The sequence below is a fragment of the Methylophaga sp. UBA2496 genome (assembly GCF_002341635.1).
Classification (GTDB): Bacteria; Pseudomonadota; Gammaproteobacteria; order Nitrosococcales; family Methylophagaceae; genus Methylophaga.
Genome location: NZ_DDOK01000001.1, coordinates 41,374 through 62,869 on the forward strand (window position 1 = coordinate 41,374; position 21,496 = coordinate 62,869).

Sequence of the window (21,496 nt, forward strand, 5' to 3'; positions counted from 1 at the left end):
ATCAGGCCGCCTGGACAGGAATCGCGTGACGCATATGGGTAATATCATTATTTTCATCAAGATATACCAGCGTCGGTTTGAAGCTTTTCAGCTCCTCTGCATCCATTGCAGTATAAGCACAGATAATGATTCGATCACCCGGTGATGCTTTATGCGCTGCTGCACCATTCACCGAAATAATATTGGAATTGTCTTCGGCACGAATTGCATAGGTTACAAAACGTTCACCATTGGCAACGTTATAGATATGGATTTGCTCGTACTCGTGAATGCCGGCGGCTTCGAGCAATTTACCATCAATTGCACATGACCCCTCATATTCCAGTTCGGAATGAGTTACACAGGCACGATGTAGTTTAGCTTTTAACAGTGTCAGATGCATAGCGGGAAATTTTCCGTCAATAAGCCGTATATTATCGCTTTTTCAGTATAGTCAAGCAAGGTTACAGGCAATATTGTCGATCAAACGAACATTTCCCAACCGCCCCGCCACCAGCAATCGCAAGGCTTTATCCACTGCGGGATCCGCCACTTGAAGATCCTTTTCCCGACGAATATCAAAATAGTCGAGTGTAAATCCGGCAGCCGTTAATTGGGAATGGGCCTGTGCCAATAAAAAATTCACATCCTGGCCGCCAGTTTCCAGCTGCTGTTTAAGTTGTTTTAAGCTCGAATACAAACTAGCGGCCTGCTGTTTCTGTGTGTCGGTTAAGTGCTGATTGCGTGAGCTCATTGCAAGCCCATTTTTTTCTCTTACTGTCGGCGCACCAACGATTTTCACCGGAAGATTTAAGTCGCTTACCAGTTTCCGAATCAGTAATAATTGCTGGTAATCTTTTTCACCAAACACCGCCACATCTGCCTGCACCATATTGAATAACTTGGTGACCACGGTGGCCACACCATCAAAGTGTCCAGGTCGTTCCAGTCCGCAGAGCTTGTCATCCATACCCGGTACATGAATAAAGGTATGAAAATCCTGTCCTTGTGCATACATAACGTCAGTATCAGGCGTGAATAACAGATTACAACCAGCCTGCATCAGTTTTTTTATATCCGCCTGTAATGTGCGTGGGTATTTCGCTAAATCCTGTTTGTCATCAAACTGCAATGGATTGACAAAAATACTGACGACCACTTTATCAGCCAATGTCTGGGCTTTTTTGACCAGTGAAATATGACCATCATGCAGATTACCCATGGTCGGGACAAATGCAACGGTATCACCCGCCACGCGCCAGGTTTTTATCTGGCCACGCAAGCTCAGAATAGACTCAACAATCTGCATTAATATTGTTGCTCAGCAGTGGGGAATTTGCCGTTTTTAACAGCTTCAACATAACGGCTGATTGCCGCAGGGATATGACCGCAATCAGCCAGAAAATCATGGCTGAAACGCGGCCGTTTACCCGGCGTAATACCCAACATATCGTATAGCACCAACACCTGACCATCGCAATCAGCTCCAGCACCAATACCTATCACCGGTATGGTTAACGCTTCGCTGATGAGTTTTGCCAAGGTAGCAGGCACACATTCAAGTACCAACATATCGGCACCTGCTTTTTCCAGACTGATCGCATCCTGCAAGATTTTATCTGCCGCGGCCTGTTCTCTGCCCTGTACCAGATAGCCACCCAGTTTATGAACCGACTGCGGTAATAATCCGAGATGGCCGCAGACCGGAATACCACGCCGGGTCAATGCCGAGATTAATTCAACCTGTTCAGCACCGCCTTCCAGTTTAATCATCTGTGCGCCGCCTTCAGCCATCAAACGGGCGGCATTATGCAAAGCCTGATCAATATTGGCATAGCTCATAAAAGGCATATCGGTGATCACAAACAGGCTTTCACTGCCGCGAATCACATTCGCCGTGTGATAAACCATATGGTCCATTGTCACTGGCAAAGTGCTTTCCTGCCCCTGAATCACCATTCCCAGCGAGTCGCCAACCAGAACAATATCCACTCCAGCCTGTTCAAGTACATGACTGAACGTCGCATCATAGGCCGTTAATACAGCAATTTTATTGTGCTCAGCTTTCATTTTACGCAGCTGATTCAGACTCAGACGGCTCATGCTTTTTTCTCTTTCACCGGCAGCGGATTGTAGTACTGCCGACCACTTTGAATAGTGCAAATTTGATCCAGCAGCTGCTGGTAATCGGCTTCACTTTTCACCAGATCAATCTGCTCGGCATTGACAATCAGTAACGGTGACGCATCGTAATAATGGAAAAAGTCAGCATAGGAATCCGCCAGACGTTTGAGATAAGCATCTTCGACATGTTGTTCATAACTTATACCGCGCTGCGAAATCCGGGTTTTCAATGTCGGCAAAGAGGCTTGCAGATAAATCACCAGATCTGGCGTCCGGTGATGCAGAGTGAGATTTTCATAAACCATGTTGTATAAAGCCAGTTCATCATCATCCAGTGATATCTGTGCAAACAAGCGATCCTTTTCCAGCATAAAATCCGCCACGTGCAGCGAAGTGAATAAATCGTCCTGCTGTAAGGTTTTGGCTAACTTGACGCGCTGCATCAAAAAACTTAATTGTGTTGGCAAAGCCGATTGCTTGGGATGCAGATAATAACGTTCTAAAAATGGATTTTGTTCCGGTGCTTCTAATAATGTGCTCCCGGAAAAGCTCTCCGCCAACCGTTTGACCAGATGAGTTTTGCCGACACCAATCGGGCCTTCAACAACAATATAACGATGCGACAATGTTTTCATAAGCTAGTGTATTCCACTTGTTGTAAATCACCTTGCGGACATAATGGCAATATTTCCTGCAAGTTACCAATACCGGGAATTTCAACATCCGGTGCTATTTCAGCTAACGGATATAACACAAAGGCTCGTTCATGCATGCCTGGATGCGGTATTTTCAATCGCTCATCATCCAATATCTGATCGCCGTAGAGCAAGATATCCAAATCCAGTGTCCGTTCCCCCCAATGCCGTTTACGCTCTCGACCATGCAATTGTTCTACGGACTGTAAAACGTCCAGTAACTGGTGCGGATTAAGGATTGTTTTCAATGCTAATACAGCATTGATGTAATCCGGCTGATCTGCTGGTCCCATTGGCGGACTTTGGTAAAGGGAAGATACTGAAACAATGGTTATTTCAGCGATTGCCTGCAAATCATTGATGGCGGTTTTAATCTGTTGCAGCGGGTTTTCCAGATTACTGCCAAGTCCAATATAAACCAGCATTATTCAACTTTTTTAATAACTGGTTTGCGGCGACGGCGACGACGTGGTTTACGTTTTTCTGCTTCTCCACCCGCACCTAAGGCATTCACCATATCGGATTGGGTGTTTGCCGATGCTTGTTGAAAAGTTGTCCACCAATCAGTTAATTCCTGCAGCGGTTCACCGGACTGTGCCCGAAGTGCCAGAAAATCGTAACCCGCACGAAATTTAGGGTGCAACAACAAAGCAAATGCCCGTTTACCCTGACGACGTGTCAAACGGGGTTGCATGGTCCAGATATCACGGGTGACAAGACTGAAGCGCTTGGGTATTGCCACAGTCTGAATTTGCTCGGACAAGACTTCACCAGCTGCACGTTGCATAGCCGGTATCTCCGGCATTTCTTTGCTTAACTGCTGCCAACGTTGGCGCAGCGGTTCCCATAGTAATGCAGCGAATAAAAATGCCGGCGTAACCGGTTTATTATCAGCCAGCCGTTTATCGGTGTTTTCCAGCGCTTTCATCAGCAATGTTCGTGGATAGCCGTCTTTTTCCTGATGCAGTAAAGCCGCTGTTTGCGGATAAAGATGATCAAACACACCATAGTGACAAAGCAGCTCGTGAGTCACAGCGGCCTGTCCACTTAAATACAGTTTTAAGGTTTCATCAAATAATCTGGCCGGAGGAATATCGCCTAGTAATGGTGCCAAATCAACAATCAATTGCTCGGTTTCAGCTTCCAGTTTGAGACCTAACTTTGCCATAAACCGTAAAGCACGCAACATTCTCACCGGGTCTTCGCGATAACGAACCGGTTTATCACCAATTAACCGAATCAGACCGGCTTGTAAATCAGCAATACCACCGGTGTAATCGACAATTGAAAAATCACGGATATTGTAGTAAAGGGCATTAATGGTGAAGTCCCGCCGCCAGGCATCCTGCTCTAATGTGCCATACACATTATCCTGCATGATGCGGCCTTGATCATCGACATGATTTTTCGCTTCAGGTGGCGCACGAAAAGTCGCTACTTCAATAATTTCATCACGGCCAAAACGTACATGAACCAGTTTAAAACGTCGGCCAATCAGCTGGCTACGGCGAAATAAACGATGAACCTGTTCAGGCAAAGCATTGGTGGTGATATCAAAATCTTTGGGTTCATAACCCAGTAACAAATCCCGTACACAACCACCCACCAGATATGCTTCGTAACCTGCATCTTTAAGGGTATAAAGTACTTTTAGTGCGCTGGGACTGATGAGATCACGAGAAATATTATGGTCAGCTCGAGGCACAATAAGTGGCGCAGCTCCCTCAGCAGCTGCACGGCTTTTTTTACCGGCTTTGATCCGTTTGAATGAGTTAATGAGTGAATTTATCGAAAGCATAAGGAGCGAATAATACCATGCTTGCAGGCGATAACCGGAATTTGTATCAATTTATCTCACTGCTCGGCGGACTGGTGCAAATGAATGACGATGAATTGGCGAAGGACCTAAATCGAGTAACGCCTGTTGATGCTGTGCCGTCGGATAACCTTTATTTTTGGCCAGACCATAGCCGGGATAAAGCTGATCCAAAATCAGCATTTCACGATCCCTGGCCACCTTAGCCAATATGGAAGCTGCTGCTATTGCAGGTTCCGTCAAATCCCCTTTGATGATTGTGGTAACAGGACATGGCAACTGCGGCGCATGATTGCCATCGACCAACGCATGTTCCAGCTCAAATGGCAAAGCTGCCACCGCACGTTGCATGGCCAGTAAACTGGCTTGCAGAATATTTAACTGATCAATTTCTTCGACTTCTGCCCGTCCCAGCGCCCAGGCATAAGCGTATTCTTCAATGATCGGCACCAACTGTTCCCGGCGTTTTTCACTGAGTTTTTTAGAATCTGTCAGGCCTGCAATCGGTTTATTCGGATCCAGTACTACGGCAGCTGTAACAACTGGCCCCGCTAGAGGGCCTCGCCCTACTTCATCAATACCGGCAATTAAGACTATCGTCGTCATGAAAGCAAACTAAGCACAAGTTTAGCTGCATTGTCTGCACCACCGGATGGTCCCAGTGCTTCTCGCACCTGCTGACGAATTTGTTCGGCATTTTTCAAGCGTTGAGGATGCGTCAGTAAATCCATTAATTGCTGTTCAAGCCGGACAGAAGTGACATCATCTTGCAACAACTCCTTGATAACCGGTTGTTTTGTCACAATATTGCACAACCCCACATAGGGGATTTTTACCAGCCGTTTTAAGATACGATAACTCCAAGGCGAAACCTTATAGATAATAAAATGCGGAACACCCAGCAACGCAATTTCAAGCGTAACAGTCCCCGATGCCGCAACAATAGCATCGCACGCTTTAATAACGTCGTAAAAATCGTCTTTAATAATACTGATATGTAATCGTGAACCTGCCAGATACTGATGAAGATAGGTTTCATCAATCCCGGGAGCTTGGGGGATAACAACACTAACTGGAAAATGCCGTTGCTGTATTCGTTCGGCTGCTTCAAGCATTACAGGCAGTAACACTGAAATTTCACTGCGACGACTGCCGGGAAATAAACCAATAACCCGAATATCATTATCCAAAGCAAACTTTTCACGCGCAGCATTTTGAGATAGTTCAGTATGAACAGCATCGACTAATGGGTGGCCGACACAGGTCACTGCAACTCCTGCTGTTTGGTATATTTCCTGTTCAAATGGAAATAACACAGCCATATGATCCACATCACGTTTGATTTGTTCAATACGCCCCGCTCGCCATGCCCATATTTTTGGACTGATGTAATACAGCACTTTAATCCCAAGCTTTTTAGCTTGTTTCGCCAGTTTCAGATTAAAGCCGGGATAATCCACCAGAATGAGTAAATCCGGTGGCTGACGGCGTAATTCAGCCACAACCTTATTAAAAATACCTTTGATTCTTGGGTAGCGTTTTATGACTTCTACCAGGCCCATCACTGCTAATTCGGCAAAATCGATATTAATATCAGCACCAGCAGCACGCATTTTCTCACCACCAATACCGGTGATATAAATAGCGGGCTGTTGTTGTTTTAATGCACTGACAAGACGGGCAGCATGTGCTTCACCCGATGCCTCACCAGCAACAATATGGATATGATTACTCACTGCGCCTGACTCAGTCTTCTAAATAACCGGTTAACTCGAGACCAAAACCGGATACACCGGTCAATTTAGTTGGCGTACCAATCACTCGCATTTTACGCACACCCAGATCCGCTAAAATTTGTGCTCCAACGCCAAATGTTCTTAAATCCCAGCTGGCTTTGAACGGCGCTGCTATACCTTGATCCTGCTGCTGGTAACGGGCAATTTTTGCTGCCAATTGTTTGTTCTGTTCGGGTTGACGCAATACCACTAAAACGCCTTTACCCGCCTGTTGAATACGTCGCATTACATCCGGTAAAGGCCAATGCGTGGGTTCACGTTTAGAAGCCAGTAAATCGCCCAAGGGGTCAGCCATATGCACCCTGACCAGCGTTTCCTGCTCAGCATCTATATCCCCGTAAACCAACGCAAGATGGGTTTGGCCGTTCACATCATCCTGATAACTGTGCAAGGTAAAATCACCATATTCAGTTGGAAACTCACAGGTTGACATGGCCTTGATGGTCATTTCATTTTGCAGACGGTAGCTGATCAAATCTGCAATGGTACCGATTTTTAACTGATGCATTTCAGCAAATTTTTCCAGATCCGGACGCCGTGCCATGCTGCCATCATCATTCAGTATTTCTACAATAACGGCCGCTGGTGTGCAGCCAGCCAAGTACGCCAAATCACAACCTGCCTCAGTATGTCCGGCACGGGTTAACACGCCACCCGGTTGCGCCTTTAACGGAAAAATATGCCCGGGTTGTACCAGATCTTCTGGTTTTGCTCTTGCTGCCACCGCTTTCTTGATGGTCAAAGCTCGATCAGCTGCAGAAATACCAGTGGTCACACCTTCAGCGGCTTCAATCGAAACGGTAAAGTTGGTGGCATAAGGCGTTTGATTATCAGTCACCATTAAAGGTAAACGTAACTGACGACAACGATCTTCCGTTAACGTCAGACAAATCAGTCCACGACCGAATTTAGCCATAAAGTTAACGGCTTCCGCAGTAACCATATCGGCCGCCATGACTAAGTCACCTTCATTCTCCCGATCTTCGTCATCCATAATGATGACCATTTTGCCTTGTTTCAGGTCATCGATGATTTCTTGCGTACTATTGATTTGCATTAACGGATATAACCATGTTGAGTGAGAAAATCCCGGCTGATAGTTGAGTCTGCCTGCGGCAGTAAACGCTCCAGATAACGGGCAATCAAATCCACTTCCAGGTTAACCTTGGTACCTGTTTGGTAATGTTTAATGATGGTTTCTTCAAGGGTATGCGGAATGATATTGATATCAAACCCGCCTTCAAACACGCCGTTCACTGTCAGGCTGACACCGTCAATAGTAATCGAGCCTTTTTCTGCAATGTACCGTTCCAGTTCCGCAGGAACTTTTATCTTGTATTGCCAGGAACGGGCCGAAGCCGTTTTACTGATGACTTCACCCAAACCATCAACATGGCCGCTAACCATATGACCACCTAATCGATCCCCAACGGCAAGGGCTTTCTCAAGATTGGCTTCACTACCGGTTTTTAATTGTCCCAGACTTGTTCGCTGTAATGTTTCCTGAGACACATCAAACTGCAAGCTTTTAGCTGCCATTTCCACCACAGTCAAACACACACCATTTACCGCGATGCTATCACCCAGCTTGACGTCATTGAGATCCAACTTCGCAGTGTCAATATGCAAACGTATATCGCCCCCGACTGATTGCAGAGATTTGAGCTGACCGACAGCTGCAATAATACCTGTAAACATGCGTTAAAAAGCCTCGTTATAGTGTGGTTTAGCGGTAATTCGCCAGTCGTTGCCAACGGCACGAATATCGGTGATCTTCAGTTGAATATTTTGTGCCATGCGCTCCATACCTGGCAGGTGAAATACCGCTCTGGCGGCATCACCCATAAGTTTAGGAGCCACATAAAATATCATTTCATCAATTAATTGTGAGCGTAACAATGCGCCATTCAAAACTGCACCGGCTTCTACCATGACTTCATTAATTTCACGCTTAGCCAATACCGATAACATGCCCGTTAAGTCGACCTGATTATTGGGTGCCGGCAAAACGATGGTTTCAATATCCTCACGCACCATTCGATCACAGGCAGTAAACAGCAATATTTTTTCATCATTTAGGATCTGCGCCGTCTTCGGCATACGCAGTTCACTATCAACGATGACTTTTAACGGTTGACGTATCGTTTCACCCTTTGGATACCAGTCGCCAACATGCCGTACATTCAGCATAGGGTCATCCGCAATAATGGTACCTACACCAGTTAGAATAGCTGAGCTGCGAGCCCTGAGTTTTTGTACATCAGCACGCGCTTCCGGACCGGTTATCCATTTGCTTTCCCCTGACGCCATTGCCGTGCGACCATCAAGGCTCATCGCCATTTTACTTCGCACATAGGGTCTGCCGAGGCGCATACGCTGAATAAAGCCCGGATTTAACTGTTCAGCCTGGGTGGTCAGTATTCCTTGATGAACTTCTATTCCGGCCTGTTCAAGCCGTTGAATACCGGTTCCAGAAACCACAGGATTGGGATCGGTCATCGCCACAAATAAACGTTTTATTCCGGCTCGAATCAGTGCATCGGCACAAGGCGGTGTACGGCCAAAATGGCTGCAGGGTTCCAGAGTCACATAACAATCAGCGCCTTCTGCATTATGTCCTGCATCGTGTAAAGCATTGATTTCTGCATGCGCTTCCCCGGCGCGATGATGCCAACCCTGACCGATCACCTGATCATTTTTGACAAGGACACAACCTACCCGCGGATTGGGATCTGCGGTGTATAAACCTTTCCAGGCCAGTTGTATTGCCTGTGCCATAAATTGTTCGTGTTGGCTCATTGGGGTTGCCTCCACAGATTTTCGTTAGCAATGATTGTAATCGCATTCGAATGATGCGTTTGCATAAACTGAGGCTGACAGTAAGATTCAGCTGTCTTTATCAGATAAAGCACGATTTTCCATGCGTTCGATTTCTTCCCGAAATGCATTTACATCCTGAAAACTTCGATATACAGACGCAAACCGAACATAGGCGACTTCATCGAGCTCGCGTAACGCATCCATTACCCAGTCCCCCACCAGACGACTCTGCACTTCTCTTTCGCCGGTTGCCCATAAACGCCGGGTGATGGCTTTTACCGCATTATCAATAGCATCAATACTGACCGGGCGTTTTTCCAGTGCTCGCATAATGCCAGCACGTAATTTATTTTCATCAAACGCTTCCCGTGTGGCATCACGCTTGATCAACCGTGGCAGACTGAGCTCTGCCGTTTCGTAAGTGGTAAAACGTTCATTACATTCCTGACACATGCGACGACGTCGAATCGCATCTCCCTCAGAAGAGAGACGCGAGTCGACGACTTTTGAGTCTTCAGCTCCGCAAAACGGGCAGCGCATCAGTCAGCACAAACTTATGAATAAACCGGCAAACGTTTGCAGATAGTGGTTACTTTGTCGCGAACAGCCGCTATCACTTTCTCGTCACCATGACTTTCAATCACATCGCACATCCAGCCCGCGAGGTCCGTGCAATCCTGTTCACTGAAACCACGTGTAGTCACAGCAGGTGTTCCAACGCGAATACCGGAAGTGACAAAAGGTGATTGCGGATCGTTGGGAACAGCGTTTTTATTGACTGTAATATGGGCATTCCCTAACCATGCATCGACTTCTTTACCAGTCAGGCCTGCTTCAATAAAGCTGACCAGAAATAAATGATCATCTGTACCTTTGGAAACCACATCATAACTGCGAGCCATAAAGACTTTGGCCATGGCTTGAGCATTTTTAACAACTTGCTGCTGATAGGTTTTAAACTCGGGCAACATGGCTTCTTTGAACGCAACGGCTTTGGCTGCGATCACATGCATCAACGGGCCACCCTGGAAACCAGGAAAGACTGCTGAATTAAGTTTTTTCTCAATTTCAGGATTCGATTTGGCCAGTATCAGACCTCCACGCGGACCTCTTAAGGTTTTATGAGTCGTTGTGGTTGTCACATCAGCAATCTGTACTGGATTTGGATACAGTCCGGCAGCGACCAGACCAGCAACGTGCGCCATATCAACTAACAAATATGCACCTACTGAATCCGCGATATCACGGAATTTTTGCCAATCGATAATCCGTGAGTAAGCTGAAAAACCAGCGACAATCATTTTTGGCTGATGTTCTTTTGCCAGTCTCTCAACTTCACTGAAATCAATTTCACCGGAATCACTGCTAATGCCATACGCTACAGAATTATAGATTTTTCCTGACGCACTGACTTTGGCACCATGTGTCAGATGCCCACCATGCGCCAAGCTCATACCCAGGATTGTATCGCCGGGCTGTAACAAGGCCAGATAAACAGCAGCATTAGCTTGTGAACCTGAATGCGGTTGAACGTTGGCATAATCGGCACCGAATAATGCTTTAGCTCGTTCTATGGCGAGATCTTCGGCTGTATCAACATGTTCACAACCACCATAATAGCGTTTGCCAGGATAACCTTCTGCATATTTGTTGGTTAACAATGAGCCCTGAGCTTCCATCACCCGTGGGCTGGTATAGTTCTCAGAAGCGATCAATTCAATATGATCTTCCTGACGTTGCTCTTCAGCAGAAATTGCCTGAAACAACTCGTCATCAAAATCAGCGATGCTCATGTTTTTTTTGTACACAGTTTTCCCCTGTAGCGGCTGTAAATGCCCGCATATTGTATCCCACAACGCACGCAGCATCTATGTAAGAATAGAATATTTAGTTACACAAAACAGGAGTCATCATGAAAATAGGTATTCTTGGAGGCGGTCTGATGGGCAGTGCTCTGGCAGAACACCTTCTCAACCAGAAATGTGAGTTGAGCATTTATAACCGCAGTATTGATAAAATCACGACGCTAAGCACTCAGGGAGCCAATGTTTTCCGGACAGCCAGCGAAACCGTTCAGCAAAGTCAGATAGTCATCTTGCTGCTTACCGATGCTGATGCCATTGCTACTGTTTTAGATAGTGTCGAACCCAGCAGCTTTATTGATAAGCTGTTTATCCAAATGGGTACCATTGCTCCGCAGCAATCTCAGCACATTGAAGCTCAGTTAAACAGCGTCGGCGCGCGCTATCTCGAATGCCCTGTGCTGGGAAGCCTTCCGGAAGCTCGCAATGGCAAGCTGATCCTCATGGCAGCGGGCCCGGAACAAAATTATCGACAGGCTCTGCCTTTATTGAAAATGATCGGGGAAACACCTCGTTATATCGGTGAAACAGGTCAGGGAGCCGCTGTCAAATTAGCGCTCAATCAATTAATTGCTGGCCTCACTGCAAGTTTTTCATTGAGTCTGGCATTGATTGAAGAGCATCAGATTGATACAGAACAATTTATGCAGATTTTGCGGGAAAGTGCTCTCTATGCGCCTACGTTTGATAAAAAACTGGAGCGTATGTGCAATCGTAATTTCAGTGATCCCAATTTCCCCACCAAACACTTAGCAAAAGATACCCATTTATTTCTGGAAGTTGGCGAACAGCTACGACTCGATACAACCGCTTTGGAAGGTATCGCTCGATTACTGGATAAAACCATGGCAATGGGGTTGGGCAATACTGACTACTCCGCAATATACGCCGCAATTTCACCTGACAGAAAATAACCCCATAAACAAAAACGCCCTCTATCTGAGGGCGTTTTACTATATCTTTAAGATTTTTTCGTTAAATACTAAACAAATCACGGCGAATAATCGTCTCACAGCGATCAGGACCAGTTGAAATAATATCAATCGGCACTCCGGCAAGCTCCTGAATCTTATTAATGTAGTTACGTGCATTTTCCGGCAAGGCATCAAACTCAGTAATACCCAAGGTTGAGTCCTGCCAGCCTGGCATATCGATATAAACGGGTTCACAGCCGTCAAACTCATCAGCACTTAACGGCAGAATAGTGACTTCTTCGCCTTTACGTTGATAACCGACACACAAGCGAATCGTTTCCAGACCATCCAAAACATCCAGTTTGGTTAAACATAAACCCGTTATGCTGTTAATCCAGCTCGCCCGATTCAATGCCACCATATCCAGCCAGCCACAACGACGGTCACGACCGGTAGTGGAGCCTTTTTCATGCCCCTTTTCAGAAAGGTGTTTACCGATACCGCAACTGAGTTCTGAAGGGAATGGACCTGCACCAACTCGTGTTGCGTACGCTTTGGTAATACCGAGTACATAGTCAATATGACATGGCCCCACACCAGCACCCGTAGCACTCCCACCGGCAGTTGTATTGGAAGAGGTCACATAAGGATAGGTACCGTGATCAATATCCAGCAATGCTCCCTGAGCACCTTCAAACATGACCCTGTCACCATTGAGATAATATTGCTGCAGCATCGCCGGAATATCAGCAATCATTGGCAACAGTACATCACGCATTGCCAGGGTTTCATCACGCACCTTTTCAAAGCTGACCGGCGCAGCCTGATAATAATTAATTAAGGCGAAATTGTGGAAGCTGACGACTTCGCGAAGTTTTTCCACAAATTTCTGTTCATTAACCAGATCACCAAGGCGTAAGCCCCGACGGGCAACTTTATCTTCATAGGCTGGGCCGATACCACGACCAGTTGTGCCGATCGCATCTTTACCGCGGCGGGATTCTCTGGCGACATCCAATGCGACGTGGTAAGGCAAAATCAACGGGCAGGCTGCACTGATTTTCAATCGTTGCCGCACTGGAATACCATTGGCTTCCAGCTCGTTCATTTCTTTGATTAATGCTTCCGGAGACAACACTACACCATTGCCGATAAGGCATTGAACATGTTCACGCAAAATGCCTGAAGGAATCAGGTGCAAAATGGTTTTTTTGCCTTCAATAACCAGCGTATGGCCAGCATTATGTCCGCCTTGAAAGCGCACCACAGCGGAAACGCTGTCAGTCAACAAATCAACAACCTTGCCTTTACCTTCATCACCCCATTGGGAACCTATTACTACAATATTTTTAGCCACGCGTGTTATTTCCTGTCTCGACCACTTGCCAGCGGCCATCTTGTTGAATCAATGTTTTTTCGGTTTGCACAGTGCTACCAGGCAAAGCAAATACGACAATATTACCCTTCTCACGTAAGCTTGCGATCATCTCAAGCTGTAAGGGATCTGCTGACCAGTTGGCCGTAATGACCTGTCGCTTTTCAGTTGGCTTAGGAAAACTTGTCACCAGTTTTTTCAAATCCAGGCTGAAACCAGTGGCTGGTTGAGCATGACCAAAATCCTGCCCGATATCATCGTATCTGCCACCAAGAGCAATGGCTTGGGCTGAATTCGGTTGATAAGCCGCAAACACCACTCCGGTGTGATAGTGATAACCCCGTAGCTCTGCCAGATCGAAATTTAATTGGATTCCAGGTAATCGCTGCTTTGCCATTTCAGCGACTACTACCAGAGTATCAAGTGCTGTTATCACCGCCTCAGGAGCATCTTGTAATATCCGTTTTGCGTCATCAAGCACACTGGAATTACCATTAAGTTCAGACAATGCTGTCAGCATTTTTCCAGCTGGTTCCGCAATAGCATAATGGGTTATTAACCTTTCGATTTCAGGCAAAGCCTTGCGCTGCATCGCAGAAAAAAGCGCTTGCTCCTGAGCATCATCAAGTTCAGCAAAATCTGCTAATCCGCGATAGATACCAACATGGCCAATATCCAGCGAGATAGATCCGGAAACCCCACTGATTTTCAGTAATTCAATCATCAACTGGATACTTTCAATGTCACTTTCCGGCCCGGCATGGCCGTAAATTTCTGCCCCTAGCTGAATTGGATTGCGAGAACTCGCCTGACCTGCCGGTAAGGTATGCAGCACACTACCGATATAACAGAGTCGTAAGACATTCGAATTATCCCGTAAGCGATGTGCTGCAATCCGGGCCACCTGAGGTGTCATATCAGCACGGATACCAAGCAGGCGACCTGATAACTGATCAATCAACTTAAAGGTTTGCAGATCAAGTGTTTTTGCTGTTCCTGTTAATAAGGAATCCAGATATTCGACTAATGGCGGAACAACTAGTTGATACCCCCAGCTTTGCATACGATCAACCAGCAGCCGATGCATTCTCTCCAGCTGGGAAGCCTCTTCCGGCATTAATTCATCGATGCCCTCAGGGAGCAACCAACTCTCTTTTAATGTCATGTAAATTAATTTACCCAATATAAAATCAGCAAGCCTGCCACCATACTGAGCAATCCCGTTATACGTAATTGCTGATCAGTCATGGTAGCAACCTGCAGCAAGGCTCGCCTTAATGCTGTGGGATTCACAAAAGGCAAAACCCCTTCAATAATCAGCATTAATGCTGTGGCGAGCCATAGGCTATGAATCAGTGAGTCACTCACTAGTCCAGTGTATTCAAGTCACTGAAACTGCTGAAAAAATCACCTTTTGGCTCAATTACCAGCAAATCATCTCCTTGGAAAATATGCCGATAAGCACCTAATCTGCGATAGAAAGAGTAGAAAGACTCATTCTGACCATAGGCATCAGCATATATTTGGGTAGCGGTAGCATCGCCTTCACCTCGAAGCATTTCCGACTGTCGATTGGCTTCTGCCAAAATAACAGTTCGCTGTCTGTCAGCATCAGAACGGATTTTTTCAGCTTCTTCAGCACCACGCGAGCGTAAATCTTTGGCAACACGCTCACGTTCAGCTTCCATACGGGTATATACCGACGAGCTGACTTCAGTAGGTAAATCAATACGTTTGATGCGAACATTGACGACTTCAATACCAAACTCATTCGCAATACGGTTCGCTTCGTCCATCAGGCCACTGACCATAACTGAACGTTCACCGGAAACCACTTCCTGAATGGTACGACGGCCAAACTCTGCACGTAATCCATCTTTTATAATTTGTGATATGCGAAGTTTGGCACTTTCTTCATCGCCTCCCATGGAGGTGAAGTAATCGGCTACATCAGCAACCCGCCAAAGTACAAACGAATCAACGATAACATTCTTCTTTTCACCAGTAAGGTACCTTGCCGGGGTGGCGTCTAGACTCAGTATTCGTCCATCGAAACGACGCACTTCATTTACAAATGGAATCTTGAAATGAAGACCAGGCTCAAAATCTGAACGCTCAATTTGACCTAACCTCAATAAAATAACGCGTTCACGTTCATCGACAAAAAAGATAGCAGAACTTAACGTGATCAGTGCCAGTACGACAATAAATACAATTGCAGTAAATTTAGAACTCATGATTAACGTCCTCCCCGGCTACGTGAACCATCTTGAGCTGATGAGTTCGATGTCGATTGGGGGTTGTTGGTAGTTGGATAATTTAAATTATTTAAATCCACACGGGGTGCATTACCACTGCCACGCATTCTATCAAGTGGCAGGTAAAGAACATTGTTGCCGCCGCTATCCACGTCAACCATCACTTTTTGACTACGACTGTAAACCGATTCCATCGCATCGATATAGAGGCGCTCTTGAGTAATTAAAGGTGCTTTTTCATATTCAGTCATTACTTGTACAAAACGACTGGCTTCACCATTTGCTTTGGCAACCACCTGGCTTTTATAAGCTTCGGCTTCCTGAATCACACGGAAAGCCTGACCACGGGCACGTGGAATAATATCGTTTGAATAGGCTTCAGCTTCATTTTTTGCCCGAACTTCATCTTCACGTGCTTTAACCACGTCAGCAAATGCATCCTGGACCTGCTCCGGTGGCTGAACATCTTGCATACTGACACTGGTCACGGTTAAGCCGGTAGCATGTGCATCCAACATAGCCTGCAGACGTTGTTCAGTTCTTGTTGCCACCTCACTCCGGCCTTCTGTTAAAACAAAGTCCATGGTCGATTGCCCAACAACTTCACGTACAGCACTTTCCATCATTTGACGAAGAATAGTGTCAGGAGTACGAACGTTAAACAAATATTGAGCTGCATCATTGATGCGATATTGTCCGGCAATTTTTAAATCCACAATATTTTCATCATTCGTCAACATCAGCGACTCAGACAAAACATTGCTTTCAGGTCTGCCACCCGCAGACCGATAACCGATCTCAACAGATCGTATTTTTGCGACATCAACCACTTCAACACGATCAATAGGATATGGGAAATGCCAGTGAGGGCCAGGCATCGAGGTGTGACTATACTGACCAAAACGCAGCACAACACCTCGTTCTGCAGGTTCAACGATATAAATACCGGAGAGCAACCACACCAGCAAAATAACGGCAGCGATTAATCCCGCGCCAATTGATCCTGATTTACTGCCTCCTTCTGGTGGTTGGTTATTACTGTTACCACCACTATTTCCGCCGAACATTCCAGCAAATTTTCGCTGCAGATTTTTGACTACTTCATCTAGATCAGGGGGGCCATCATTTCCACCACCACGCTTACCCCATGGGTCTTTATCACCACTGCCGGGTTCGTTCCAAGCCATGTACCGCTCCAAAATTTAATTTAAGATTTTCAATATGGGAACCGAATGAATCTATTTTACGGACATGGGTGCCGATAGCAACCAAAAGTCCGCTTTAATTGACTGATTCAATCGCTGAGAGTTGCTCAGGAAAATATTCTTGTAGTGCCAGTCTTAGAAGATCCAAGCCTTCACCAGTATGGGCTGACAGCCAGATACGACAAATTTTTCCCTGCTGGTCTCTTTCAAGTTTTGGCTGAACATTTTCCAAGCGGTCAATTTTATTGTAAATAATAAGTTGAGGGAGTTCATCAGCACCAATTTGCTGCAGCACATCATCAACATGTTTCATTAGCTCATCTCTGTCCACAGCCGCTGCATCGACTACATGCAATAAGAGAGATGCATCCCGCGTTTCTTCCAGTGTAGAGCTGAAAGACTCAACCAAATCATGTGGCAACTGGCGGATAAATCCAACGGTATCGGCTAATATCAGGGGTTCGGTATCTGCTAATCTCAGTCGACGCAATGTAGGATCCAGTGTTGCGAACAATCTGTTATCTGCATAGACATCTGATGCCGTCATTCTGTTAAAAAGTGTTGATTTACCGACATTGGTATACCCAACCAGAGAGACAACCGGTACGCCCGCACGTTGTCTTGAACGCCTACCCTGATCTCGTTGCGAACGAACTTTTTCAAGTCGCTTTTTCAGTGATTTAATGCGTTGACCCAGCAAGCGTCTATCAGTTTCAAGCTGCGTTTCACCTGGTCCGCGCAAACCGATACCACCTTTTTGTCTTTCTAAGTGAGTCCAGCCGCGTACTAATCGTGTAGAAAGATGCTGTAATTGCGCTAATTCAACCTGAAGCTTGCCTTCATGTGAACGAGCTCTTCGGGCAAAAATATCGAGTATCAGACCCGTTCGGCCTAACACACGACATTTTAAACGCTGTTCCAGATTACGTTCCTGGCTGGGTGAAAGTTCATGATTAAAAATGACAACAGCAGCATCATTGGCAGCAACTAATTCGGCTATTTCTTCTACTTTACCGGTTCCGGCAAAATATTTTGAATCGGGACGCTGGCGTTTGCCATGCACCACCGCTGATATGTTAGCGCCAGTTGAATTAACCAGTTCTAGAAATTCCTGTTGGGTTTCATCAAAACCACGGTCATTAAAATCAAGGTGAACCAAAACAACCGATTCTTGTTCGGCGTTTTCTTCAAAAGCTGCATTGCTATCAGGCCGGTCAAACAATCAATAAACTCCCTTATTCTTCTTGGGTTATCTGAACATTTCTGGCAGGCACAATCGTTGAAATAGCGTGTTTGTACACCATTTGATTGACCGAGTTTTTCAATAGGATGACAAATTGGTCAAAGGAGTCAATTTGACCCTGTAATTTGATACCGTTTACCAAATAAATCGAAACTGGAACATTTTCTCGACGTAATGCATTCAAAAAAGGATCCTGCAAGGATTGGGCTTTAGCCATTGTCGACTCCATCATTGTTATTATTGTTGAACATCAAAGTTTAATAGGCATTCTAAAAGGCTGCACAGAATCGTCAAGCATTATCGGATTCTGACAGGGTGCGGCGAAGAAAATCCAATACCGGTTCCTTTGGCAAATCTTTACCACTATCAAACCAGACACCATCATTTTGAGCTCGTAACCAAGTTAATTGGCGTTTCGCCATTTGTCTTGTCGCGATTATCGCTTTATCGATAAAAGTAGCTTCATCATAATCACCATTCAGAAAAGACCAGGCTTGTCTGTATCCAACTGCGCGAATCGATGGAAGTGCAGCATGCAAATCACCTCGCGCCCGAAGCTTTTTAACTTCTTCAATAAATCCTGTCTGAATCATCATTTTGTAACGTTTTGCTATACGTTGGTGAAGAATTTTTCTATCAAATGGTGACAGAATAATTTTTATGACTTGATACGGCAGCAAAAAATCTGATTGTTTTGTCAATTCAGTAAGCGATTTCCCGGAAATCTCATACACTTCCAAAGCCCGTAATAATCTTTGTGGATCATTAACATGAATGCGTGCAGCAGAAACAGGATCAACATCATTTAAACGTTGGTGCAAGTGCGACAGACCAAATTGTTTGGATTCCTGCTCCAGCCTGGTCCTGACTGCTAAGTCGGCTTCAGGTAATTCGGCAATACCATACTGCAATGTTTTGAAATACAGCATGGTACCTCCAACAAGTAACGGAATATTGCCACGCTTTGTAATATCCGCCATTAAAGCTAATGCATCTTGACGAAACCGACCAGCTGAATAAGCCTGTTTCGGATCGATAATATCAACTAAATGATGTGGAAATTGCTTTAGCAACGCTGCATCAGGCTTGGCCGTGCCAATATCCATATTCTTATATATAAGCGCAGAATCGACACTTATTATTTCAACTGGCAGATTCTGAGCCAGAAATATTGCCATATCGGTTTTACCGGCGGCCGTTGGACCCATCAAAAAAATTGCCGGGGGTAAAACAACCAAGTCTTTCGACAAACTTATCTTTAACCTTGTTTCATTGAGTCAAAAAACTCAACATTCGTTTTAGTAGATTTGAGGCGATCCATCAGGAATTCCATCGCTTCGATCGGTTCCATTGGTGCCAGAATTTTCCGAAGGATCCACAATTTCTGTAAATCTTCTTCATTGGTCAGTAATTCTTCTCGCCGAGTACCTGAGCGGGTTACGTTAATAGCAGGATAAATACGACGATCAGCTAATTTACGTTCAAGCAATACTTCCATATTACCCGTACCTTTAAACTCTTCGAAAATTACCTCGTCCATTCTCGACCCAGTTTCGATCAAAGCGGTGGCAATAATGGTCAGACTGCCACCCTCTTCAATATTTCTCGCCGCACCGAAGAAACGTTTTGGACGTTGCAAGGCATTTGCATCTACACCACCTGTTAAAACCTTACCTGAAGAAGGAGATACTGTGTTGTATGCCCGAGCCAGACGGGTGATGGAGTCCAGCAGAATAACCACATCGTGTTTATGCTCAACCAGACGTTTCGCTTTTTCGATAACCATTTCAGCAACTTGTACATGGCGCGTTGCGGGCTCATCAAAGGTACTTGAAACAACTTCACCTTTAACCGAGCGTTGCATTTCAGTTACTTCTTCCGGACGTTCATCAATTAACAAGACGATCAATGTACTGTCAGGATAATTGCTGGCAATTGACTGTGCTATTGATTGCAAAATCATAGTTTTACCAGACTTTGGTGGTGCAACAACCAATCCGCGCTGGCCTTTACCAATCGGCGAGGCTAAGTCAATTATACGAGCAGTTAAATCTTCCGTACTGCCATTACCACGCTCAAGATTAAAACGTTCATTGGCGAATAGTGGCGTCAAATTTTCAAATGGGACTTTATTTCGTGAATTCTCAGGTTTTTCATAGTTGATTTCATCAACTTTTACCAAGGCAAAATAACGTTCACTATCTTTAGGAGGACGGATTTTTCCTTTTATCGTATCCCCAGTTCGTAAATGAAACCGACGAATCTGACTTGGTGAAACATAAATATCATCTGGGCCGGCAACATAGGAGTCTTCAGGAGAACGTAAAAATCCAAAACCATCAGGTAATAATTCTAAAACTCCGGTGGTATAAACATCATCACCTTGTTTGGCATGCGCTTTGACCAATGCGAAAATAAGTTCTTGTTTACGATTGCGGGCCAGGCCCTCTAGATTCATGGATAACGCTAGTTCCATTAATTCAGCAGCAGACTGCTTTTTTAGTTCTGTCAGATTCATGTATTACCTAAATGGGTTTTTATATCAGAATTGCCTTGAATGCGCGCGGAGAACGCGATTTTATGGAGTTGTGGGAGGTTAAACCGGAAAATTGCCAGAAAGAATATCAGTAATATTATAAACCGTCCAGCATTTTTGGGAAAAATATCCCAGTTCATAGAATGTACAGATAAGATGGATTGTTTGTGAAACTTATAGTACAGCTGTTTTGTTCTAAGTAGGTACAAAGTAAACCATTACAAAGAGAGTCGCAAATGAAAAAAATGTCTGCCATCGTTGTGACAAGTTTTTTGCTAGCTTTATTGTCAGGTTGCAGCAATATCCCAAAACAGATTAGTACTGCTCCAACCAATGATATTCAGCTTAATGAAATACAAGGAACAATCGAAAACTTTTCAAACCAGGAAGTTCGCTGGGGAGGCGAAGTTGTCAGTGTTGAAAATAATCACGAATTTTCAATTATTCAAATGGTTCAATATCCACTTAATCATTACGGCAAACCGATTACAAATCAAGCGAGTGAAGGCCGCTTTCTGGCCAGGACTTCGGACTTCATTGATCCTGTTGTATACAAAGAAGGCACTTTGCTGACTTTCTCTGGAAAAGTTGACGGCGAGGCGACAAGGCAAGTAGATAAAAAAGAGTTAAGCATGCCCATCATCAAAGTTTCATCATTGTATAAATGGCAACGCTACCAATCTGTTCAGCGTGACCCATTTTATGACCCTTTTTACTTTAATGGTTTTTATCCTTACCACGGTTATTATAATAGATACTGGTACCACCCTCGATTTGGTTACCGGTATTACTATTAGTAAGGTTCAGGAGCTTTTTTGTTATTTATAAGGATATAGTGTATATCGGTTTTGCAGGAGCAAAAACCGACCACTG

General features: G+C 45.1%; 24 protein-coding genes. 2 read left to right on the forward strand and 22 right to left on the reverse strand.

Annotated features, from left to right (window positions below):
• Window position 1 precedes the first annotated feature (1 nt).
• The 13 genes from panD to glyA form a co-directional block, all read right to left on the reverse strand.
• Entirely contained in the window at window positions 2-382 is a 381-nt protein-coding gene (gene panD / locus B2W60_RS00200) for an aspartate 1-decarboxylase (RefSeq protein WP_292361424.1), read from the reverse strand.
• 51 nt (window positions 383-433) lie between these two features.
• Window positions 434-1,288 carry a pantoate--beta-alanine ligase gene (gene panC / locus B2W60_RS00205; protein WP_292361425.1) on the reverse strand — a complete coding sequence of 285 codons (855 nt, stop codon included), beginning with the start codon at window positions 1,286-1,288 and terminating at the stop codon, window positions 434-436.
• Window positions 1,288-2,082, reverse strand: a complete 795-nt coding sequence (panB, locus tag B2W60_RS00210) for a 3-methyl-2-oxobutanoate hydroxymethyltransferase (protein WP_292361426.1) — start codon at window positions 2,080-2,082, stop codon at window positions 1,288-1,290. Before panB ends, panC begins: the two co-directional genes overlap by 1 nt.
• The gene (locus B2W60_RS00215; protein WP_292361427.1) at window positions 2,079-2,738 is read right to left on the reverse strand and encodes a deoxynucleoside kinase; all 660 of its coding nucleotides are present in this window, start codon (window positions 2,736-2,738) and stop codon (window positions 2,079-2,081) included. Before B2W60_RS00215 ends, panB begins: the two co-directional genes overlap by 4 nt.
• Window positions 2,735-3,223, reverse strand: coding sequence for a 2-amino-4-hydroxy-6-hydroxymethyldihydropteridine diphosphokinase (gene folK, locus B2W60_RS00220; protein ID WP_292361428.1), 489 nt, complete (start codon window positions 3,221-3,223; stop codon window positions 2,735-2,737). Before folK ends, B2W60_RS00215 begins: the two co-directional genes overlap by 4 nt.
• Window positions 3,223-4,596: a polynucleotide adenylyltransferase PcnB gene (gene pcnB / locus B2W60_RS00225; protein ID WP_292361429.1), complete on the reverse strand. Its 1,374-nt coding sequence runs from the start codon at window positions 4,594-4,596 to the stop codon at window positions 3,223-3,225. The genes folK and pcnB overlap by 1 nt, the downstream gene beginning before the upstream one ends.
• A gap of 51 nt (window positions 4,597-4,647) precedes the next feature.
• Entirely contained in the window at window positions 4,648-5,220 is a 573-nt protein-coding gene (gene rnhB, locus B2W60_RS00230; RefSeq protein WP_292361430.1) for a ribonuclease HII, read from the reverse strand.
• Window positions 5,217-6,350, reverse strand: coding sequence for a lipid-A-disaccharide synthase (gene lpxB, locus B2W60_RS00235; RefSeq protein ID WP_292361431.1), 1,134 nt, complete (start codon window positions 6,348-6,350; stop codon window positions 5,217-5,219). Before lpxB ends, rnhB begins: the two co-directional genes overlap by 4 nt.
• A gap of 10 nt (window positions 6,351-6,360) precedes the next feature.
• Window positions 6,361-7,467, reverse strand: a complete 1,107-nt coding sequence (gene ribBA / locus B2W60_RS00240) for a bifunctional 3,4-dihydroxy-2-butanone-4-phosphate synthase/GTP cyclohydrolase II (protein WP_292361432.1) — start codon at window positions 7,465-7,467, stop codon at window positions 6,361-6,363.
• The gene (locus B2W60_RS00245) at window positions 7,467-8,108 is read right to left on the reverse strand and encodes a riboflavin synthase (RefSeq protein WP_292361433.1); all 642 of its coding nucleotides are present in this window, start codon (window positions 8,106-8,108) and stop codon (window positions 7,467-7,469) included. The genes ribBA and B2W60_RS00245 overlap by 1 nt, the downstream gene beginning before the upstream one ends.
• Window positions 8,109-8,111: 3 nt before the next feature.
• A complete protein-coding gene (ribD, locus tag B2W60_RS00250; protein WP_292361434.1) occupies window positions 8,112-9,209 on the reverse strand; it encodes a bifunctional diaminohydroxyphosphoribosylaminopyrimidine deaminase/5-amino-6-(5-phosphoribosylamino)uracil reductase RibD in 1,098 nt (365 codons plus the stop codon).
• Between the two features lie 87 nt (window positions 9,210-9,296).
• Complete coding sequence (nrdR, locus tag B2W60_RS00255) at window positions 9,297-9,770, reverse strand: transcriptional regulator NrdR (protein ID WP_292361435.1); 474 nt, start codon at window positions 9,768-9,770, stop codon at window positions 9,297-9,299.
• A gap of 14 nt (window positions 9,771-9,784) precedes the next feature.
• A complete protein-coding gene (glyA, locus tag B2W60_RS00260; protein ID WP_292361436.1) occupies window positions 9,785-11,038 on the reverse strand; it encodes a serine hydroxymethyltransferase in 1,254 nt (417 codons plus the stop codon).
• A 104-nt stretch (window positions 11,039-11,142) separates the two neighbouring features.
• On the opposite strand from glyA, the gene B2W60_RS00265 reads away from it, so the two are divergent.
• Complete coding sequence (locus B2W60_RS00265) at window positions 11,143-12,006, forward strand: NAD(P)-dependent oxidoreductase (RefSeq protein ID WP_292361437.1); 864 nt, start codon at window positions 11,143-11,145, stop codon at window positions 12,004-12,006.
• 61 nt (window positions 12,007-12,067) lie between these two features.
• Here B2W60_RS00265 and B2W60_RS00270 read toward each other — a convergent pair whose 3' ends face one another.
• The 9 genes from B2W60_RS00270 to rho form a co-directional block, all read right to left on the reverse strand.
• Window positions 12,068-13,363 (reverse strand): adenylosuccinate synthase, encoded by a 1,296-nt coding sequence (locus tag B2W60_RS00270; RefSeq protein WP_292361438.1) that lies wholly within the window; start codon window positions 13,361-13,363, stop codon window positions 12,068-12,070.
• Complete coding sequence (locus B2W60_RS00275; protein WP_292361439.1) at window positions 13,356-14,546, reverse strand: ATP phosphoribosyltransferase regulatory subunit; 1,191 nt, start codon at window positions 14,544-14,546, stop codon at window positions 13,356-13,358. The genes B2W60_RS00270 and B2W60_RS00275 overlap by 8 nt, the downstream gene beginning before the upstream one ends.
• 5 nt (window positions 14,547-14,551) lie before the next feature.
• Entirely contained in the window at window positions 14,552-14,749 is a 198-nt protein-coding gene (locus B2W60_RS00280) for a DUF2065 domain-containing protein (protein WP_292361440.1), read from the reverse strand.
• Window positions 14,749-15,618, reverse strand: a complete 870-nt coding sequence (hflC, locus tag B2W60_RS00285) for a protease modulator HflC (protein WP_292361441.1) — start codon at window positions 15,616-15,618, stop codon at window positions 14,749-14,751. Before hflC ends, B2W60_RS00280 begins: the two co-directional genes overlap by 1 nt.
• A gap of 2 nt (window positions 15,619-15,620) precedes the next feature.
• Complete coding sequence (gene hflK, locus B2W60_RS00290; RefSeq protein ID WP_292361442.1) at window positions 15,621-16,826, reverse strand: FtsH protease activity modulator HflK; 1,206 nt, start codon at window positions 16,824-16,826, stop codon at window positions 15,621-15,623.
• A 94-nt stretch (window positions 16,827-16,920) separates the two neighbouring features.
• Window positions 16,921-18,066 carry a ribosome rescue GTPase HflX gene (gene hflX, locus B2W60_RS00295; protein ID WP_292361443.1) on the reverse strand — a complete coding sequence of 382 codons (1,146 nt, stop codon included), beginning with the start codon at window positions 18,064-18,066 and terminating at the stop codon, window positions 16,921-16,923.
• Window positions 18,067-18,079: 13 nt separating this feature from the next.
• Window positions 18,080-18,304 carry an RNA chaperone Hfq gene (gene hfq, locus B2W60_RS00300; RefSeq protein WP_069296001.1) on the reverse strand — a complete coding sequence of 75 codons (225 nt, stop codon included), beginning with the start codon at window positions 18,302-18,304 and terminating at the stop codon, window positions 18,080-18,082.
• Between the two features lie 73 nt (window positions 18,305-18,377).
• On the reverse strand, window positions 18,378-19,295 hold the full coding sequence (gene miaA / locus B2W60_RS00305; protein ID WP_292361444.1) for a tRNA (adenosine(37)-N6)-dimethylallyltransferase MiaA: 918 nt from the start codon (window positions 19,293-19,295) through the stop codon (window positions 18,378-18,380).
• 50 nt (window positions 19,296-19,345) lie between these two features.
• Complete coding sequence (rho, locus tag B2W60_RS00310) at window positions 19,346-20,605, reverse strand: transcription termination factor Rho (RefSeq protein ID WP_292361445.1); 1,260 nt, start codon at window positions 20,603-20,605, stop codon at window positions 19,346-19,348.
• A gap of 254 nt (window positions 20,606-20,859) precedes the next feature.
• On the opposite strand from rho, the gene B2W60_RS00315 reads away from it, so the two are divergent.
• Window positions 20,860-21,420 carry a Slp family lipoprotein gene (locus B2W60_RS00315; protein WP_292361446.1) on the forward strand — a complete coding sequence of 187 codons (561 nt, stop codon included), beginning with the start codon at window positions 20,860-20,862 and terminating at the stop codon, window positions 21,418-21,420.
• Window positions 21,421-21,496: the final 76 nt, after the last annotated feature.

Coding starts and splice junctions, on each gene's coding strand:
- panD (WP_292361424.1), bottom strand. CDS start 382: ATGCATCTGACACTGTTAAAAGCTAAACTACATCGTGCCTGTGTAACT.
- panC (WP_292361425.1), bottom strand. CDS start 1,288: ATGCAGATTGTTGAGTCTATTCTGAGCTTGCGTGGCCAGATAAAAACC.
- panB (WP_292361426.1), bottom strand. CDS start 2,082: ATGAGCCGTCTGAGTCTGAATCAGCTGCGTAAAATGAAAGCTGAGCAC.
- B2W60_RS00215 (WP_292361427.1), bottom strand. CDS start 2,738: ATGAAAACATTGTCGCATCGTTATATTGTTGTTGAAGGCCCGATTGGT.
- folK (WP_292361428.1), bottom strand. CDS start 3,223: ATGCTGGTTTATATTGGACTTGGCAGTAATCTGGAAAACCCGCTGCAA.
- pcnB (WP_292361429.1), bottom strand. CDS start 4,596: ATGCTTTCGATAAATTCACTCATTAACTCATTCAAACGGATCAAAGCC.
- rnhB (WP_292361430.1), bottom strand. CDS start 5,220: ATGACGACGATAGTCTTAATTGCCGGTATTGATGAAGTAGGGCGAGGC.
- ribBA (WP_292361432.1), bottom strand. CDS start 7,467: ATGCAAATCAATAGTACGCAAGAAATCATCGATGACCTGAAACAAGGC.
- B2W60_RS00245 (WP_292361433.1), bottom strand. CDS start 8,108: ATGTTTACAGGTATTATTGCAGCTGTCGGTCAGCTCAAATCTCTGCAA.
- ribD (WP_292361434.1), bottom strand. CDS start 9,209: ATGAGCCAACACGAACAATTTATGGCACAGGCAATACAACTGGCCTGG.
- nrdR (WP_292361435.1), bottom strand. CDS start 9,770: ATGCGCTGCCCGTTTTGCGGAGCTGAAGACTCAAAAGTCGTCGACTCG.
- B2W60_RS00265 (WP_292361437.1), top strand. CDS start 11,143: ATGAAAATAGGTATTCTTGGAGGCGGTCTGATGGGCAGTGCTCTGGCA.
- B2W60_RS00275 (WP_292361439.1), bottom strand. CDS start 14,546: ATGACATTAAAAGAGAGTTGGTTGCTCCCTGAGGGCATCGATGAATTA.
- hflC (WP_292361441.1), bottom strand. CDS start 15,618: ATGAGTTCTAAATTTACTGCAATTGTATTTATTGTCGTACTGGCACTG.
- hflK (WP_292361442.1), bottom strand. CDS start 16,826: ATGGCTTGGAACGAACCCGGCAGTGGTGATAAAGACCCATGGGGTAAG.
- hfq (WP_069296001.1), bottom strand. CDS start 18,304: ATGGCTAAAGCCCAATCCTTGCAGGATCCTTTTTTGAATGCATTACGT.
- miaA (WP_292361444.1), bottom strand. CDS start 19,295: ATGGGTCCAACGGCCGCCGGTAAAACCGATATGGCAATATTTCTGGCT.
- rho (WP_292361445.1), bottom strand. CDS start 20,605: ATGAATCTGACAGAACTAAAAAAGCAGTCTGCTGCTGAATTAATGGAA.
- B2W60_RS00315 (WP_292361446.1), top strand. CDS start 20,860: ATGAAAAAAATGTCTGCCATCGTTGTGACAAGTTTTTTGCTAGCTTTA.